The organism is Vibrio ezurae NBRC 102218 (assembly GCF_000467185.1).
Taxonomy (GTDB): Bacteria; Pseudomonadota; Gammaproteobacteria; order Enterobacterales; family Vibrionaceae; genus Vibrio; species Vibrio ezurae.
In genome coordinates, this window is record NZ_BATM01000001.1 from 42382 (window position 1) to 59375 (window position 16994).

The 16994-nt window shown below is 43.6% G+C and carries 16 protein-coding genes; 7 read left to right on the plus strand and 9 right to left on the minus strand.

What is annotated here, in order from left to right; translation table 11 throughout:
• Positions 1-449 precede the first annotated feature (449 nt).
• The 5 genes from nagA (at position 450) to asnB (ending at position 7586) form a co-directional block, all read left to right on the plus strand.
• Complete coding sequence (gene nagA, locus VEZ01S_RS00200; protein WP_021711987.1) at positions 450-1586, plus strand: N-acetylglucosamine-6-phosphate deacetylase; 1137 nt, start codon at positions 450-452, stop codon at positions 1584-1586.
• 2 nt (positions 1587-1588) lie between these two features.
• Positions 1589-2809, plus strand: coding sequence for a DNA-binding transcriptional regulator NagC (gene nagC, locus VEZ01S_RS00205; protein ID WP_021711988.1), 1221 nt, complete (start codon positions 1589-1591; stop codon positions 2807-2809).
• Positions 2810-2878: 69 nt separating this feature from the next.
• On the plus strand, positions 2879-4480 hold the full coding sequence (locus VEZ01S_RS00210; protein ID WP_021711989.1) for a cation:proton antiporter domain-containing protein: 1602 nt from the start codon (positions 2879-2881) through the stop codon (positions 4478-4480).
• 108 nt (positions 4481-4588) lie between these two features.
• Positions 4589-5752 carry a GGDEF domain-containing protein gene (locus tag VEZ01S_RS00215; protein ID WP_052032181.1) on the plus strand — a complete coding sequence of 388 codons (1164 nt, stop codon included), beginning with the start codon at positions 4589-4591 and terminating at the stop codon, positions 5750-5752.
• Positions 5753-5921: 169 nt separating this feature from the next.
• Positions 5922-7586, plus strand: a complete 1665-nt coding sequence (asnB, locus tag VEZ01S_RS00220) for an asparagine synthase B (protein WP_021711991.1) — start codon at positions 5922-5924, stop codon at positions 7584-7586.
• Positions 7587-7684: 98 nt separating this feature from the next.
• On the opposite strand, the gene rfaH is transcribed toward asnB, so the two are convergent.
• The 4 genes from rfaH to htpG form a co-directional block, all read right to left on the minus strand.
• A complete protein-coding gene (rfaH, locus tag VEZ01S_RS00225; protein ID WP_021711992.1) occupies positions 7685-8176 on the minus strand; it encodes a transcription/translation regulatory transformer protein RfaH in 492 nt (163 codons plus the stop codon).
• 114 nt (positions 8177-8290) lie between these two features.
• Positions 8291-9280, minus strand: coding sequence for a ferrochelatase (gene hemH, locus VEZ01S_RS00230; protein WP_021711993.1), 990 nt, complete (start codon positions 9278-9280; stop codon positions 8291-8293).
• A gap of 83 nt (positions 9281-9363) precedes the next feature.
• The gene (gene adk, locus VEZ01S_RS00235; protein WP_021711994.1) at positions 9364-10008 is read right to left on the minus strand and encodes an adenylate kinase; all 645 of its coding nucleotides are present in this window, start codon (positions 10006-10008) and stop codon (positions 9364-9366) included.
• A gap of 176 nt (positions 10009-10184) precedes the next feature.
• Positions 10185-12086 carry a molecular chaperone HtpG gene (gene htpG, locus VEZ01S_RS00240; RefSeq protein ID WP_021711995.1) on the minus strand — a complete coding sequence of 634 codons (1902 nt, stop codon included), beginning with the start codon at positions 12084-12086 and terminating at the stop codon, positions 10185-10187.
• Positions 12087-12338: 252 nt separating this feature from the next.
• Between htpG and VEZ01S_RS00245 the strand changes: the two genes are divergently transcribed.
• Entirely contained in the window at positions 12339-13181 is an 843-nt protein-coding gene (locus VEZ01S_RS00245; RefSeq protein ID WP_021711996.1) for a winged helix-turn-helix domain-containing protein, read from the plus strand.
• The gene (locus tag VEZ01S_RS00250) at positions 13181-13708 is read left to right on the plus strand and encodes a regulatory protein ToxS (protein ID WP_021711997.1); all 528 of its coding nucleotides are present in this window, start codon (positions 13181-13183) and stop codon (positions 13706-13708) included. Before VEZ01S_RS00245 ends, VEZ01S_RS00250 begins: the two co-directional genes overlap by 1 nt.
• 187 nt (positions 13709-13895) lie before the next feature.
• On the opposite strand, the gene yfcE is transcribed toward VEZ01S_RS00250, so the two are convergent.
• The 5 genes from yfcE to VEZ01S_RS00275 all read right to left on the minus strand — a co-directional run bounded on the left by yfcE (position 13896) and on the right by VEZ01S_RS00275 (position 16812).
• The gene (gene yfcE, locus VEZ01S_RS00255; protein ID WP_021711998.1) at positions 13896-14441 is read right to left on the minus strand and encodes a phosphodiesterase; all 546 of its coding nucleotides are present in this window, start codon (positions 14439-14441) and stop codon (positions 13896-13898) included.
• A gap of 104 nt (positions 14442-14545) precedes the next feature.
• Positions 14546-14956, minus strand: a complete 411-nt coding sequence (locus VEZ01S_RS00260) for a CBS domain-containing protein (RefSeq protein ID WP_021711999.1) — start codon at positions 14954-14956, stop codon at positions 14546-14548.
• Entirely contained in the window at positions 14953-15303 is a 351-nt protein-coding gene (locus VEZ01S_RS00265) for a P-II family nitrogen regulator (protein WP_021712000.1), read from the minus strand. The genes VEZ01S_RS00260 and VEZ01S_RS00265 overlap by 4 nt, the downstream gene beginning before the upstream one ends.
• On the minus strand, positions 15293-16090 hold the full coding sequence (locus tag VEZ01S_RS00270; RefSeq protein ID WP_021712001.1) for a DUF1538 domain-containing protein: 798 nt from the start codon (positions 16088-16090) through the stop codon (positions 15293-15295). The genes VEZ01S_RS00265 and VEZ01S_RS00270 overlap by 11 nt, the downstream gene beginning before the upstream one ends.
• Positions 16087-16812 (minus strand): DUF1538 domain-containing protein, encoded by a 726-nt coding sequence (locus VEZ01S_RS00275; protein ID WP_021712002.1) that lies wholly within the window; start codon positions 16810-16812, stop codon positions 16087-16089. The genes VEZ01S_RS00270 and VEZ01S_RS00275 overlap by 4 nt, the downstream gene beginning before the upstream one ends.
• Between the last annotated feature and the right edge of the window lie 182 nt (positions 16813-16994).

Sequence of the window (16994 nt, forward strand, 5' to 3'; positions counted from 1 at the left end):
CTTCTCCTCCTGAGGAACCTGTTAAAACTTTTTTTAGTAAATTAATTTAGTCCTCTTCATCTTAAAGCGATAATTTTGCGTCGCAAATTAAAACCCTATAAACTGTGACCAGTGTCATATGAAAGTGGCGTACTGAATGGTTTTTGTTATCTGGATCATAAAACTTATTTCACTATATAAAATAACTGTTTTTTTCAGTATACTTCTTTTAGCCAAACAAAATTAAATCTCAATTAGATGCTCTTTTCGAGACTTACCCTATGAGATAGCAGCACCAAATTAAGCGCCGGGTTGTTTATAAATGTTCAATAGAATCAACAGGTTTAGTTTTACAGTGTGAGTGAGTTCATTGGATAAGTTTCTGACTAATAAGCGCTATTGAGGCCTATGAAAAGTTTTACAAATTAGAAGTACATTTACATCAAACAATTTATCAGGAGATGCAAATTATGTATGCATTAACCAACTGTACCGTATATACCGGTAGTGACATCTTATATAACCACGCTGTCGTCATTGAAAATGACCGTATTAAAACTGTCTGTCCAGAGCAAGACGTAGAGCAAGGCATCGAAGTGATCGACCTAAACGGTGCGAACTTAAGCCCGGGCTTTATCGACCTACAGTTAAACGGTTGTGGTGGAGTTATGCTCAACGACGACATCTCTCCTGAAACACTGCATACCATGCACAATGCTAACCTTAAATCTGGTTGTACTAGCTTTTTGCCTACATTGATCACCTCATCAGATGAAAGTATGCGCGCCGCCATTGCCGCTCAAAAACAATTTCAAGAGGAAAATGCACATCAATCGTTAGGCTTGCACTTAGAAGGGCCTTACCTTAACGTCGCTCGTAAAGGTATTCATACTGAGTCGTATATCCGTCAATCTGACGATGAGATGATTGATTTTATTTGCCAACATTCGGATATGGTTGCCAAAGTCACCTTAGCGCCTGAGCAAAACAATCCTGAACACATTACTCGTCTCACTGAAGCTGGCATTGTGGTTTCAATTGGACACACTGGCGCCACCTACCAACAAGCAAGAGACAGCTTTGAGCACGGCATCACCTTTGCCACTCACCTATTCAATGCCATGACCCCCGTAACTGTTCGTGAACCCGGGGTCGTAGGTGCTATCTTTGATACTCCAGAGGTGTATGCTGGTATTATTGTTGATGGACATCACGTTAACTACGCGAATATTCGCATGGCGAAGAAACTAAAAGGCGACAAGTTGGTCTTAGTGACCGATGCTACTGCACCTGCTGGCGCTGAAATGGACCAGTTTAATTTTGTCGGGAACACTGTATATGTTCGTGATGGCATGTGTGTAGGAGCAGACGGCACATTAGGTGGTTCAGCGTTAACGATGATCGAAGCGGTAGAAAACAGTGTTAAGCACGCTGGATTCGCTTTAGATGAGACTTTACGAATGGCAACACTGTATCCAGCAAAAGCTATTGGTCTAGATCATAAACTAGGTCGTATAAAAACTGGTATGATTGCTAACCTTACTATTTTCAATCGCAACTTTAATATTGAAGGGACCGTGGTAAACGGTCAATTTACAAAAGGATAGTTATGACGGGCGGACAAATTGGCAACGTTGACCTTGTAAAACAATTAAACAGTGCAGCTGTTTATCGTCTCATCGACCAACAAGGACCTATTTCTCGAATTCAAATCGCCGAATTGAGCCATTTAGCGCCTGCAAGTGTGACGAAAATCACTCGACAGTTACTGGAGCACAACTTCGTACAAGAAGTTGCCCAGCAAGCCTCGACCGGGGGACGACGAGCGATTTCATTAACCACGCAGGTGACTCAGTTTCATTCTATCGCGGTGAGAATTGGTCGAGATTACATTCAATTGTCCTTGCATGATTTGAGTGGTGAGATTCTGACTAAAACAGAATCTTCCATTCAATACAGCAATCAAGAACAATTGGTGGGTCAAATCATTGATAAGATTAAGCTGTTCAAGGCTAGCCTTGAAGGCTCTGATTACAATTTGATTGCCATTGGTGTCACTTTGCCCGGCCTAGTCAATCCTGATGAAGGTGAAGTGCAATACATGCCTAATACTCAGATTGACCATCTACCTTTAGGCAAAATTCTACAAGAGCAGTTTAAGCTCGAATGCTTTGTCGGTAACGACATTCGAGCGAAAGCCCTTGCGGAACATTACTTTGGTGCCACTCGTGACTGTATGGATTCTGTCCTCATCAGTGTGCACCGAGGTACAGGCTCTGGCATTATGGCTGGAGGACAAGTCTTTTTAGGATCGAATCGAAATGTCGGAGAAATTGGGCATATCCAAATCGACCCTTTAGGTGAACAATGTCAATGTGGCAATTTTGGTTGCTTGGAAACGGTAGCCTCAAACCCAGCCATTATTAAAGGCGTAAAAACCCGTCTCGCGCGTGGCTATAACTCTACCCTGTCTGATGAACCAAACATCAATATAAACACCATTTGTGAACATGCACTGCTTGGCGATGCATTGGCTACACAAAGTATTGTGCGAGTTGGTGTTCAGCTTGGTAAAGCCATCGCAATTGTAATTAACCTTTTCAATCCGCAAAAAATTGTTTTAGCGGGTGATATTACGGCGGCAAAAGAGTTACTATTCCCCGCAATTCAAAGAAATGTAAACAGCCAATCTCTAACCGCATTTCACAAAGACCTGCCTATAGTGTCATCTGAACTTGAGCATTTACCCACATTAGGTGCTTTTGCAATGATAAAACGTGCAATGCTCAATGGTATGCTGTTACAAAAGTTAATGGATTCAGAACACTAAATTTTATGACAGTAGACTCGGTTCTGGTTGAGTGACTGCTGTCTCTCAACCACTTCGAGACTGCATATAATGGACATCATGCTCATCTGTGGTGCATTTTTGGCGGGATTTATCGCGCAAAGATGCAACCTTCCTCCTCTAGTTGGCTTTTTGTTAGCCGGTTTTACTCTCAATGCATTAGGCTTTGAGAGCAACAATGCCATCAGTGAGATCGCCGACCTTGGCGTCACCTTATTGCTGTTCACCATTGGTCTTAAATTAGACGTAAAAGTACTTCTCTCAAAAGAAATTTGGGGAGGCGCCACATTACATAATGTCGCCTCAACCACGTTCTTCACATTGTGTTTATTTGGGTTGCAAGCGATTGGCGTGAGTTTCTTTGCCGATATGCCGCTTTCTCAACTGGCTATTTTAGGGTTTGCGCTGTCATTCTCTAGTACTGTATTTGCCATAAAAGCACTGCAAGACAACGGTGAGATCAACTCAACCTATGGCAGTATGGCCATTGGTATTTTGGTTATGCAGGATATCTTTGCAGTCGCCTTTCTTACCGTATCAACCGGAAAAATCCCAGAATGGTACGCCATCTTCTTATTTGCATTACCCGTAGTGCGTCCGCTGTTTTACAAAGTATTGGATAAAGTCGGCCACGGCGAGTTGCTGGTGTTGTGTGGCATCTTTTTTGCTTTGGTTATTGGTGCTGGATTATTTGAACTGGTTGGCGTTAAAGGTGACCTTGGCGCGCTGATCCTCGGCATGTTACTAGCAGGCCACAAAAAAGCCTCTGAACTCTCTAAGTCGTTATTTAATTTAAAAGAAATGTTTCTGGTTTGTTTTTTCTTAAACATCGGCCTTTCCGAACAACCGACCATGGCAGGCCTAATCCTTGCGCTGGTATTTATGCTTTTATTGCCCGCTAAAGGGCTCTTATACTACGTCATTTTGGACCGATTTAAATTTCGAGTTCGTACCTCGCTACTCACCTCTTTGACCTTATTCAACTACAGTGAATTTGGCCTAATTGTTGGGGGGTTGGCTTACAAAGAAGGTTGGATTTCGGGTGACATCATGGTGTCGATAGCGCTCGCAGTCTCTATCTCCTTTGTTTTAGCCGCGCCTTTAAATCGCTTTAGCAACAGCATCTATCGTCACAGCGCGAGCTGGCTTCGTGAACACAGTGATAGCAAAATCCATATTCGCGATCAGGCCATCAATATTGGGCAATCGCAAATCCTAGTGTTGGGTATGGGACGCATCGGTACTGGCGCGTATGACGAACTGAGTGAGCGCCATGGTGACATCTGTCTGGGCATAGAAATTAGAACGGATACATCAGAGCATCACGCCAGACGACAACGCAATATTCTGTGCGGGGATGTGACCGATTCTGATTTTTGGGAAAAGGTGCAAGATCTTGAACAAATAAAGTTGATATTGCTCGCTATTCCGAACAATAAAGGTAACCGTTACGCGCTAGAACAATTAAGGTTGAGAGGCTACACAGGAAAAATTGCAGCCATTGCTGAATATCAAGATCAGGTAGACCAATTTATCGAGTTAGGCGCCGATGCGGCGTTTAATATCTACAGTGAGGCGGGCAGCGGATTTGCACGCCATGTGTGCGACACTTTGTCGCCACAATTTACAACAAGCGCTCGTAGTAAGATGTAACCTCTTGATTTAGTGCTGTATTTATTTGCTTAGAACCCAGCCATTTCATTTGTATTGAAAGGCTAGGTTCTATTCTTAATAACCATTATCGAGAACACATGGATCATTGTGACCAATACTCTCTCAGATCTACAACAAGCTCAGTTTCAAAGCTATATCACAACCTATAACCGTAAACAGCTCAGGATATGGTTGCCCATTATTGCCCTATGCCTATTTTCATTTGGGATAGTGATGCCATTTTGGAGCCCCAAAAGTGCCCTACTTGACTCCGTCACCAATTTACAACGCTTTCGTGACTATTTGATCTTTTTTGGCCCTATCGCCTGCTTAACCATTTGGTTCTTCGTACCAAGACTGCCGCACAATAACAGTTTCAACATACTGTATTTGTTTTTAACCACTTGTATTCTCACTATTTTCCATGCAGCTTTAATTAGTCACTCTTACACTCTAGCCCCCATATCCGTCATCATGATCACAGCCTTAGTGAAAGTGACCATACTCAAAAGCCGAGAGATAGCCATCATCTACGGCAGCAGTATTATCTGCGGTTGTGCGTTTGTCATGTGGCAACAAGACCGCACTGACATTTTAAGTGTGCACCTGCTGATATCCAATTTGATCATCATTTCGTGGCTACTCTACTTAGGAAAAGATCACTATACATCTCAGTCACTTAACTTTATCCATACTCAGCAACAAAGTAAGGCAAAACAGCAGATCACTATGCAGTTGATGGAGCTAGAAGCACAAAAGGTACAACTCAAAGTGCTGCTTGGCCGAGATACACTGACGGGGTTATTTAATCGTCGCTACTTTGATCAAAAACTGGCAGAAGAAATCCAGCGCGCGACTCGCGCTCATTCGCCACTGGGTTTATTAGTGATAGATATCGATCATTTTAAAATGGTCAACGACACACTCGGTCATCAGGTGGGTGATGTATGCCTAAAACAAGTGGCGATCGCATTAAATAAAACCTGCCGCCGAGAAATTGATACCGTCGCACGCTTTGGTGGAGAAGAGTTTGTCGTATTGTTGCCCAATACCGATAAAAGCGGGTTAACGCTACTGGCAAAGCGCTTACTGCAAGCCGTATCTGATCTCAATATCAGCCACCCAACTCAGCCTAAACTCACTATTAGCATTGGGGGGTGCCAGTTTGATGAAGCCCATATGGATAGTCAGCAATTTTTCCAAAATGCTGACCAAGCGCTATATCAAGTAAAAAGCTCTGGACGTAACAACTTTATGATCCATACTCTTTAGTTGGTTATTATTGAGCCAGTAGTTAAACGCCATATACTAAACTTGGTGTTTTATTAGATTAAATCTATCGTACAGTACCTTTAACTATCTAAATGTTGATTTGTGGGTTGCTTTTTTTAGAAACAATGGCAAATTGAACTTATATAAAGTGAACTTTTAAGGAAGAATTATGTGCTCGGTATTTGGTATCCTCGACATAAAAAGTGATGCAAGCAAACTGCGCCCTGTCGCGTTAGAAATGTCGAAGAAACTTCGTCACCGCGGACCGGATTGGTCAGGTATTTACTCATCAGAAAGAGCTATCTTGGCACACGAACGTTTAGCGATCGTTGGCTTAAATAGTGGTGCACAACCTCTGTATAGCCCAGATAAAAAATTGGTGCTTGCGGTAAATGGTGAGATTTACAACCATAAAGAAATCCGAGCTCGTTACGAAGGAAAGTACGAGTTTCAAACTGATTCAGATTGTGAAGTTATCCTAGCGCTATACCAAGACATGGGCGCTGACTTGCTAGAAGAACTGAACGGCATCTTTGCTTTTGTTCTTTATGATGAAGAAAAAGACACTTACCTTATTGGCCGTGACCATATCGGCATCATCCCTCTATACCAAGGTCATGATGAGCACGGTAACTTCTATGTAGCGTCAGAAATGAAAGCGCTGGTTCCTGTTTGTAAAACAGTCAGTGAATTCCCTCCAGGTAGCTACCTGGAGTCAGGTGCTGCAGAAGCGACTCGCTACTACATCCGCGACTGGAACGAATATGCCGCAGTACAAGGCAACTCCACCAGCAAAGAAGAGCTAACAGAAGCACTAGAAGCGGCGGTTAAACGCCAGCTAATGACAGACGTGCCTTACGGTGTGTTGCTTTCTGGCGGTTTAGACTCATCTATCACATCAGCAGTGGCAAAACGTTTTGCTGCAATGCGTGTGGAAGATGACAGCCAATCGGAAGCGTGGTGGCCACAACTTCACTCATTTGCTGTGGGCCTTGAAGGCGCACCTGATTTGAAAGCGGCTCGTGAAGTTGCCGATCAAATTGGCACTGTTCACCACGAAATGACCTACACCATTCAAGAAGGTCTAGATGCCATTCGTGACGTGATTTATCACATCGAAACCTACGACGTCACCACTATCCGCGCGTCTACGCCTATGTTCCTAATGGGCCGTAAAATCAAAGCGATGGGCATTAAGATGGTACTGTCTGGTGAAGGTGCTGACGAAATATTCGGTGGCTACTTGTACTTCCACAAAGCGCCAAACGCTCAAGAATTCCATGAAGAAACCGTACGTAAACTATTAGCACTCAACATGTTTGACTGTGCTCGCGCCAACAAATCTTTGGCGGCATGGGGCGTAGAAGGTCGCGTACCTTTCCTAGATAAAGAGTTCATCGACGTTGCGATGCGCTTAAACCCGAAAGACAAAATGTGTGGCAACGGTAAGATGGAAAAACACATCTTGCGTGAATGTTTCGAACACTACCTTCCAGAAGCGATTGCTTGGCGTCAAAAAGAACAGTTCTCTGATGGCGTAGGCTACAGTTGGATTGATACACTACGTGAAGTAGCAGAAGCGAAAGTCACAGATAAGCAAATGGAAACGGCAAGCTTCCGTTTCCCGTACAACACGCCGACCACTAAAGAAGGCTACGTGTACCGCGAAATCTTTGAAGAGCTATTCCCTCTTCCATCAGCGGCTGAATGTGTCCCTGGTGGTCCATCAGTGGCGTGTTCGTCAGCAAAAGCAATTGAGTGGGATGAGTCATTCAAAAACAACGCTGATCCTTCAGGTCGCGCTGTGAAGGCCATTCACAACGAAGCGTATTAATCTCTACTCTCTAGAATAAACAAAAAAGGGGCGCTAATTTTAGCGCCCCTTTCTTTATGTGATGAAAAGAGTGGTTTGTGAGAAACGTTTTATACCAATTACAAGACAAGGTCTTTGTTGTCTATTTTCACCGCCACTTTTTTATTGATCATCGTGATCAATAATATCGAGCGAGTCTCGCCATCAGCCTCTTGATAAATCGCATCAACCCCAGAGAATTGACCAGAGCTAATCTCAACCTTATCCCCAATACTAGGAGTATTGCACGTCACAACCTCTTGAGCCTGCTCCTGCTGCTTTAAGGTATACACCAAATCACCTTGCAGCTCGGTTGGGTATGCGCCGGTACGAATAAAGTCTGACACACCGCGAGTGGAGCGCACCGTGGTAAACGAAGGGCCTTGCTCATAATCAAAACGCACAAACATATAGCTAGGAAATAAAGGCTCCACCTTTTGCGTACGTTTACCGCGCACCCGTTTTTCCATTACCAGCTTAGGGTAATACACTTCTACGCCTTGATTTTCTAAATGTGCTTGAGCACGTTGTTGATCACCACGTTTACAATACAACAAATACCAACGTTTCATGATCGCTACCTTATAACTAAAACGGCTTCTGTGGTCACAATTTTCTTTCACAGAATACTGTCGTTATATTATCAGCTCATCTAGCAAGTTAAAATCATAGCGACAAAGAAGTGTTTACTCATCACTCAACATTTGTTCATTCACTAGGCTTACCATCAAATCGATATGCGCATCGTTGTCGTTTAAACAAGGAATATAGTCAAACTGCTCCCCTCCTGCATCCATAAAGAGCTGTTTGCACTCCTGTGAAATCTCTTCCAGTGTCTCTAAGCAATCAACCGAAAACGCGGGTGCCATAATCGTTAAGTGTTTCACCCCCTGATGAGGTAACGTCTCTAATGTTTTATCGGTATAAGGTTGTAACCACTCTTCACGACCAAAACGAGATTGATAGGTCATTCCTATTTGATTGCTGTCCAGCCCAAGCTCTTTTGCCAGTAAATTCGTTGTTGTTTGGCAATGTTGTGGATACACATCACCATTATCAGCGTAACGCTTAGGTATGCCATGATACGAGCAAAGCAGGTACTCACTTTGTCCTTGCTCCTGCCAATTACGACGTACCGAATCGGCTAAGGCTTTTATATATAAAGGATGATCGTGATAGTCACCGATGACAGAAAAAGAAGGCACCACCGTCATTTTCTTAAAAGCTTTTCCAAGACCATCGACTACAGCCGCTGTTGTAGTCCCAGAATATTGAGGATAAAGAGGAAGTACGATAACTCTTTCAACCCCTTGCTCAATTAAGGACTGCATGCCATCAAATAAACTGGGATTACCATAGGTCATCCCTAACTCAACAGGAATACTCCGTTTTTGTTTGAGCAACTTTTGTTTGAGCTTAGCCGCTTGCCTTGCAGAGTAGACCATCAACGGGGAGCCATCATCCATCCAAACACCTTGGTAGAGTTTAGCGACCTTAGGTGCGCGCACAGGCAATATCACGCCATGCAACAAAGGGCACCATAGCCAGCGCGTCATATCGACGACTCGCGGATCATGCAAAAATTGACTTAAGAAGCGCTTTACCGCTTTAGGCGTTGCTTGGTCTGGTGTTCCTAGGTTAACTAATAACACGCCTTCTTTAGGTTGATGTTCCATAAAATCCTGATATTTAAGCAATAAAAAAGGACGACCTTAGGTCGTCCTTATAGTATCTAAATTCGCGTATCAATAAGCAATAATTAAGAAAGTGCTTTTTCGATGTCAGCGCTCACTTCTGCAACTTGCTTAGTACCATCAAATTTTAGGTACTGAGTTTTGCCTGCTTCTGCTTCTTTACCGTAGTACTGAACCAGTGGTGCTGTTTGAGAATGGTATACACCTAAACGAGCGCGAACGGTTTCTTCTTTGTCATCATCACGAACGACTAGTGCTTCACCCGTTACGTCATCTTTGCCTTCTTCTTTAGGCGGATTGAAAGTAACGTGGTAAGTACGGCCTGATGGAAGGTGAGCACGGCGACCCGCCATACGCTCAACGATAACATCGTCAGCAACATCAAACTCGATCACGTAATCAACCACAACACCCATTTCTTTTAGGCCGTCAGCCTGTGGGATAGTGCGTGGGAAACCATCAAGTAGGAAGCCTTTTTCGCAATCATCTTGTGCAATACGCTCATTGATAAGACCAAGAATGATGTCATCAGACACCAACTGACCTGCATCAATTACATCTTTAGCTTTTTTGCCTAGCTCAGTACCCGCTTTGATAGCAGCACGTAGCATGTCACCAGTAGAAATTTGTGGGATACCGTATTTTTCCATGATGAACTGAGCCTGAGTACCTTTACCAGCACCAGGAGCACCTAAAAGAATGATGCGCATTGTTTTTCCTCTTTAATGTTCTTCTTTTATACCGAAGCTCACAAGTCTACTGAAATCAGTAACTCACTGATTTTAATGTAAGTTTCGGTATAACTCTGTTTTAATAACGATTGAGCCCAGAATACTATCACAATTCTGAGCTCAATGTTCAGCTTTGAGTTTATTGGCTCTATTGCTTATTTAACTAATAGTTTGTTCACTGCACTCAAGAACTGACTTGGGTCCTCTAGCGAACCACGTTCAGCCAGCATTGCTTGACCTAATAGCAGCTCAACCCAACGACCAAATTCAATCTCATCCGCCGTGTCAGCCATTTGTGTGACTAAGTCATGCTCTGGGTTTAGCTCAAGGATATACTTCACTTCAGGAGCCGCTTGACCTGCTGCTTCTAGAAGTTTTGCCATCTGAGTGCCCATTTCCATGTCATCAGTCACAACAACCGCTGGCGTATTGGCCAATTTAAAGGTTGTACGCACTTCTTTTACGCGATCACCAAGGTACTCTTTCGTACGCTCTACCACCGATTTAAACTCTTCTTCGGTTTCTTTATGCTTCGCTTTTTCTTGCTCATCTTCGAACTGGCTTAAATCTAGACCGGCTTTAGTGATGGATTGGAACTGTTTTCCATCAAACTCAGTTAAGTAGTTCATTAGCCATTCATCGATGCGATCGTACATCAAGACAACCTCAATACCTTTAGCTTTAAATTGCTCAAGGTGTGGGCTGTTTTTCGCTGCTGCATAGCTGTCAGCCGTTAGATAATAAATTTTATCTTGGCCTTCTTTCATGCGCTCAACGTAACTTGCTAGGCTCACTGACTGCTCGCTGCTGTCTACTTCTGTTGAAGCAAAGCGCAATAGTCCCGCTACTTTTTCTTTGTTTGAGAAATCCTCAGCCGGACCTTCTTTTAATACAAGACCAAATTCTTTCCAGAAAGAGAGGTATTTTTCATCGTCTTTCTTCGCCAATTTCTCAAGCATAGTAAGTACGCGCTTAGTACACGCATTACGTAGTGATTGAGTCACTTTGTTGTCTTGCAGAATTTCACGCGATACGTTCAAAGGAAGATCGTTTGAGTCAATCAAACCTTTGACAAAACGAAGGTAAGACGGCATGAATTGCTCAGCGTCATCCATAATGAACACGCGCTGAACATACAGCTTCAAACCGCTCTTATGATCGCGATTCATCATATCCCAAGGGGCTTTAGCTGGGATATACAGCAAGCTAGTGTAGTCGTTTTTACCTTCTACTTTATTGTGTCCCCACACGAGAGGGTCCGCAAAATCGTTTGAGATATGCTTGTAAAATTCGGTGTATTCTTCGTCTTTGATTTCCGACTTGTTGCGCGTCCATAGTGCTTGAGCTTTGTTGATCTGCTCCCACTTAGTTTCGCCCGTTTCTTTGCCTTCGTCGTCAGTCACTTTGGTTAAGATAGACACTGGAATACCGATGTGATCAGAGTATTTGCTGATCACATCACGCAGACGCCACTCAGATAAGAACTCTTTACCTTCTTCGCGTAGGTGAAGAATGATCTCAGTACCACGAGACTCTTTCGTAATGTCTTCAATGGTGTAATCACCCTCACCCGCAGAATGCCATTGCACGCCTTGTTCAGCCGCAAGACCTGCGGCGCGAGTGCGTACTGTCACCGCGTCTGCCACAATAAACGCCGAATAGAAACCAACACCAAATTGACCAATGAGTTGAGAATCTTTTGATTGGTCTTCTGATAACTTAGAGAAAAACTCAGCGGTTCCTGATTTGGCAATCGTACCTAAGTGTTCAATAACATCGTCACGGCTCATACCAATACCGTTATCCGATACCGTTATGGTGTTTGTTTTCTCATCAAAAGACAATTTAACGCCAAGATCCGCTTCACCTTGATACAGCTCAGGCTGAGACAAAGCCTGAAAACGCAGCTTATCGGATGCATCAGATGCATTCGATATTAGCTCACGCAGGAAAATTTCTTTGTTTGAATATAGTGAGTGAATCATAAGGTGCAGAAGTTGTTTAACTTCAGATTGAAAACCTCGTGTTTCTTTATTCGCTGACACTGTCTCGCTCATTTTAACTCCATGAATTTTATGTTACTCATAAACGCATTAACGCGTGTATCTATTTATACGACGACTTATGAGAGATAAATAAGGGTAAGAAGGTTAATTTCAAGGTCATTAGCGACAAAAAAACTGCTTTTTAGATAAAATTTTATTATGCTATGACAGTCATCCGCTATAAAAGGCGATTCCTCTCACACTGCATCGAGAATGAGTGTGGCGACTCATCATTCATGTAGATAAAAATCAAAGAAGACCTAAATGAGCAAAATCGGTATTAAATACTTACTAGCCCAAAAGTATATTTTTGATCCAAAGAGCAATTCACTTATCGATCAATCAGATAACGATAGTTTGGTGCGACTTGGTAGCAATGAAAGCCGAATTCTTATGTTGCTTTGCGAGCACCCTAACGAAGTAGTCACTCGAGACCAGCTGCACGAATACGTTTGGCGCGATCAAGGTTTTCAAGTGGATGACTCAAGCTTAACTCAAGCGATTTCTACGCTGAGAAAAATGCTAAAAGATTCTACAAAGTCCCCTCAGTTTGTAAAAACTGTGCCAAAGCGTGGTTATCAACTGATATCTTCAGTAGAAGCCAGCTCTCCGACTCTGGCCGCAGAAGAACCGGCTGCGCCTGCTGTTGAGCCTGCATTAGCGTCAGTAACCACGGCACAGCTAAAAGAACCTAAAACCGAAGTCAGCTCAAAAAAGCCCGTATTCTGGAGTCAATGGGATTTCAATACGCGCGTCATGCTGATTGTGGCAGTACTTTTACCTATATTTACCTTATTGTTGCCTCATTCTTCACCTGCCACATTCCGCTCAGTAACCGTGGTCAATGACGTACCAGTAAAGACAACAGAAAGTCACCCTCCTTTGACCAACTGGCTTGAAAGTATTAAGAGCTGCGTAACCTACTACATGGACGCATACCCTGATGAGTCAGCACCTGTTGAAGTCATTGCGACCGCAAGCCAATCACAGCAACTATTTTTAAATTACATTCACAGCCCTGAATATTCAGCAGAAAATAGCACGGTACGCTTAGTGGCAAACCAACAAGATCTGTCCAAGATTTGTGCAAAAGGAGAGCGTAAATAATGAACCAGCGTATAGCATTTATCCTATTGGCCATTTCTACGGTACTCAGCGGTTGGTTATACTGGGGCAGTGATGTAAAAGTTGAGCAAGTATTGACCGCACGCGAATGGCAAACCAACCTTGATGCTTTTGTACACAGCGATCAGATTAACGAAGACTTAGTCGGTCCATTAAGAAAAGTACACATCACCTCAAATGTAAAATACCTGCCAAATGGCGAATACATCCGTTCATCGCGCGTACAGCTATTAAGTGATGATGACCAAGACATGCATGTGCTCAATATTGATGAATCTGGTGTTTGGCAATTAAGTGATAACTACTTATTGATCGACTTAAAAGAGTTTAAACAATCCACTGGAATCAGCAGTCAAAACTTTAAAGATTCGCAATTAACGATCATTAAACAAATATTGCGCACCGACGCTCAGCAGAGCCGTCGAGTTGATATCATCAATGATAATTCGATTCTTCTTACCAGCCTAGGGCACGGTTCTAGAGTGCTGGTGTCGACCTCAAGCTTGTAATATAAAAAAGGAGACTAACGTCTCCTTTTTTATTGTTTATTCAATTGCTTATACCAATCACACTCAGTAAGTGACCCGCAATAGCGAAGGGGAAATACTTGAGAACAAGGCCGATTTTTTGATACATCGTTGTTCTACAGTCCAAAATTCTAACGCCGTGATTTAGTCTGATTGGTATTAAATGCGATTAAATCTGAGTTGTTACCAGTACATCCCCATCAAAGCTGATCACACTCAGCTCAGTGCCATCCAATAAGCCATAGCTTGCAACATTACCGCCTTTCGGAATTGTCGAAGAACCAGGATTAAACAGCACGTACTCTCCCATTGATTGAGCAACGGGTAAGTGAGTATGACCGTGAGCAAGCACATCACCTGCTTTTAAAGGAGGCAGTCGATTTTGATTGTATAGATGACCATGAGTCAAAAATAAACGTTGTCCACTTTCCAGTAGCACGATCGCAAAATCACTCATTACAGGGAAATCAAGCAACATCTGATCCACTTCACTGTCGCAGTTACCTCGAACAGAAATGATATTGTCTTTATATTGGTTTAAGAGCTCGGCAACTTGTGCAGGGGCATACCCCTCTGGAACCGGGTTTCTTGGTCCATGATTGAGAATGTCACCCAGCAAAATAAAATGCTCAGCGCCAGAGGCATGATAGGCTTCCACTACCTTTTTAGTTGATTCTAGGCAGCCGTGTAAATCCGAAGCAAAAAACAGTTTCATGGTAAATTACTCTTATTCTTTTATATTTTCTCAGAGTGTAACAATGCCACCGCTTATGCACCAGAGCCAACCAGAGTCCGCGACAGAAAATAGCGCGTTTGCGCCTACTGGGTAGAATCTAACACCATGCCTTTAATGACAATATTGTTGTAGCTAACCATACCCATGACTTCCCCCTCAAATACCACAGGGGCGCGGCTGATACCAAAGCGTTCAAACAGGCGCGCGCAGTATTTTACATTCATCTCTGGCGATACGCACAATGCAGGTTTACTCATAATTTCGTACACATTGGTGCGCGCAGGAGAGCGGTTTTGCGCCAGCACTTTCTTCGCGATATCGTTCATCAATACAACACCAAATTCATCATCACTATGACGTCGGTTTACAATGAGGGCTTTCACCTCTTTAGCGCGAGCAATGCCTATCGCCTCCTCTACGGTCATTAGCCCATCCACGATAGCATACGTGCTCGACATGACATCTTTAACCCTTCGACTGGTTCGGCTCTTCATATCTCCTCCTCCACTATTTTGCTTAACGTTTCTACTTGATGCGCAACGCCCACAGCATCTTCCACATCAATTTGTACGGCAATACCCTGCCCTGACTCTTGATCAAACTCGCCGATATCACTGATTTTTTCGAGTATTTTACGAGAGAGATGCTCTTCGACCACAAACAACAGCACGTCTTTTTGTACCTCTAAGGTCAACCCCAAAAAGGTCCGTTTTTGGTTGAGTCCTTCACCTCTGGCGTTGCTGATTACCGTCGCTCCAGTCGCGCCAGCTTCTCGTGCCGCGTCAAGCACGGCATCTGTTCGAGTATCCTCAACAAAAGCCAATATCAATTTAAATCTCATTTGAGTTCTCCTTTTTTATTGGACGATGCCGATTCAGCCAGCGCGTAATCTGTGCGTAGGCCATTACCGTGATGATGGGAAATAAACTGGCAAATGCTATCAAGCCAAAGCCATCAATGAGTGGACTCCTATCTGGCACCGTAGAGGCTAACCCTAACCCTAGTGCAGTCACTAGAGGGACAGTCACCGTAGAAGTCGTCACGCCGCCACTGTCATAGGCAAGGGGAATGATCATTGGCGGAGAGAAATAAGTCTGAATAATCACCAGCGCATATCCCGCAATAATGTAGTAATGAATAGGATCGCCCGCGACGATTCGATAGCAACCTAAAGTAATGCCTATCGCGACGCCAAGCGCCACCGCTAACCGTAGGCCGTTAACCTTAATGCTCCCTCCGGAAACTTGGTTGGCTTTTATCGCTACCGCTATGAGTGAGGGTTCTGCAATGGTGGTGCTAAACCCAAGACAAAAAGCAAAAGCATACACCCAGTAATAGTCAAACCACTGCAACAGCCCAACGCTAGATAAACGCATCTGTTGCAAAAATTCAGGGGTGGTTAGCTGCATAGCCATAGTTTCACCCAATGGAAACAGCGCCGCTTCCAGACCCACTAAAAACAGGGCTAGGCCTAAAATCACTAATAAGAAGCCAACAAGTACTGAAGATAAATGTCGGATAGGCCGGCGCAGTACCACGCTTTGAAAGACAAATAACACAACCGCAATTGGAAATACGTCCATCACTGTGGAAGCGAAAACATCGAGGGTGTTCGCCAGACTAATCATGCTAACCACATGCCATACAGCATGACAAAAATCATGGGCAATAAAGAAGCAAAAGCAATAAGTCCAAAGCCATCTAACATGGGGTTGCGGCCTTTAATGGCAGAAGCAAGCCCCACACCCAGCGCGGTGACTAACGGCACGGTAATGGTCGATGTCGTCACCCCTCCAGAGTCATAAGCAATACCTATAATGCTTTGCGGAGCAAAAAAGGTCAGCAATACCACCAGCAAATAGCCACTGATGATCATAATATGAATCGGCCACCCCTTGATGATTCTATACACGCCTAACATCAGCGCACACCCCACCGATAAAGCAACCGTTAGCCGTAAATGATCGGCATACTGATCCATACTGGCGTGATCAGCTTCTATGGCCCCTTCTTTTGCTGCCACTTCAGCCGCCTCCATCGCCACGGCTGTCAATGCCGGCTCAGCTATCGTTGTACCAAACCCTAAACAGAAAGAAAAACACAGTAGCCAGAATACGCTGCCTTTTCGAGCAAAGGCTTGCGCCATTGATTCGCCCACGGGAAACAATCCCATATTTAAGCCAAGCACAAATAGCGTTAGCCCTAACACCACTAAAAACATGCCCAATACAATGGTTAAAAAATAGGGCAAAGGTTGCTGTAAAATCACCAGTTGAAAAAATGCCACCACCAACACAATAGGCGTGAGATCTTTTGTGCTATCAATAAAAGATCGTATAAAGGCATTCATAGGTGAAATTGCTCCTTTAGAAATGAGCTTCGCACTCGTCAATATCGTTCGACATCAACCCCTTCTTCTTAGAATTTAACTATGGTCAATTATTTTCCTTTTCGGTGTGACGTGAACCTCGAAATAGTGTGTCTATAATTATAGGTTCATTCTTCTAGACATAACGCGACGCACACAATCAC

Excerpts from the sequence above, each read along its gene's own strand:
- rfaH (WP_021711992.1), bottom strand. The coding sequence starts at position 8,176 with ATGAAACGTTGGTATTTGTTGTATTGTAAACGTGGTGATCAACAACGT.
- nagA (WP_021711987.1), top strand. The coding sequence starts at position 450 with ATGTATGCATTAACCAACTGTACCGTATATACCGGTAGTGACATCTTA.
- htpG (WP_021711995.1), bottom strand. The coding sequence starts at position 12,086 with ATGAGCGAGACAGTGTCAGCGAATAAAGAAACACGAGGTTTTCAATCT.
- VEZ01S_RS00270 (WP_021712001.1), bottom strand. The coding sequence starts at position 16,090 with ATGATTAGTCTGGCGAACACCCTCGATGTTTTCGCTTCCACAGTGATG.
- nagC (WP_021711988.1), top strand. The coding sequence starts at position 1,589 with ATGACGGGCGGACAAATTGGCAACGTTGACCTTGTAAAACAATTAAAC.
- asnB (WP_021711991.1), top strand. The coding sequence starts at position 5,922 with ATGTGCTCGGTATTTGGTATCCTCGACATAAAAAGTGATGCAAGCAAA.
- VEZ01S_RS00250 (WP_021711997.1), top strand. The coding sequence starts at position 13,181 with ATGAACCAGCGTATAGCATTTATCCTATTGGCCATTTCTACGGTACTC.
- VEZ01S_RS00210 (WP_021711989.1), top strand. The coding sequence starts at position 2,879 with ATGGACATCATGCTCATCTGTGGTGCATTTTTGGCGGGATTTATCGCG.
- yfcE (WP_021711998.1), bottom strand. The coding sequence starts at position 14,441 with ATGAAACTGTTTTTTGCTTCGGATTTACACGGCTGCCTAGAATCAACT.
- VEZ01S_RS00245 (WP_021711996.1), top strand. The coding sequence starts at position 12,339 with ATGAGCAAAATCGGTATTAAATACTTACTAGCCCAAAAGTATATTTTT.
- VEZ01S_RS00260 (WP_021711999.1), bottom strand. The coding sequence starts at position 14,956 with ATGAAGAGCCGAACCAGTCGAAGGGTTAAAGATGTCATGTCGAGCACG.
- VEZ01S_RS00275 (WP_021712002.1), bottom strand. The coding sequence starts at position 16,812 with ATGAATGCCTTTATACGATCTTTTATTGATAGCACAAAAGATCTCACG.
- VEZ01S_RS00265 (WP_021712000.1), bottom strand. The coding sequence starts at position 15,303 with ATGAGATTTAAATTGATATTGGCTTTTGTTGAGGATACTCGAACAGAT.
- hemH (WP_021711993.1), bottom strand. The coding sequence starts at position 9,280 with ATGGAACATCAACCTAAAGAAGGCGTGTTATTAGTTAACCTAGGAACA.
- adk (WP_021711994.1), bottom strand. The coding sequence starts at position 10,008 with ATGCGCATCATTCTTTTAGGTGCTCCTGGTGCTGGTAAAGGTACTCAG.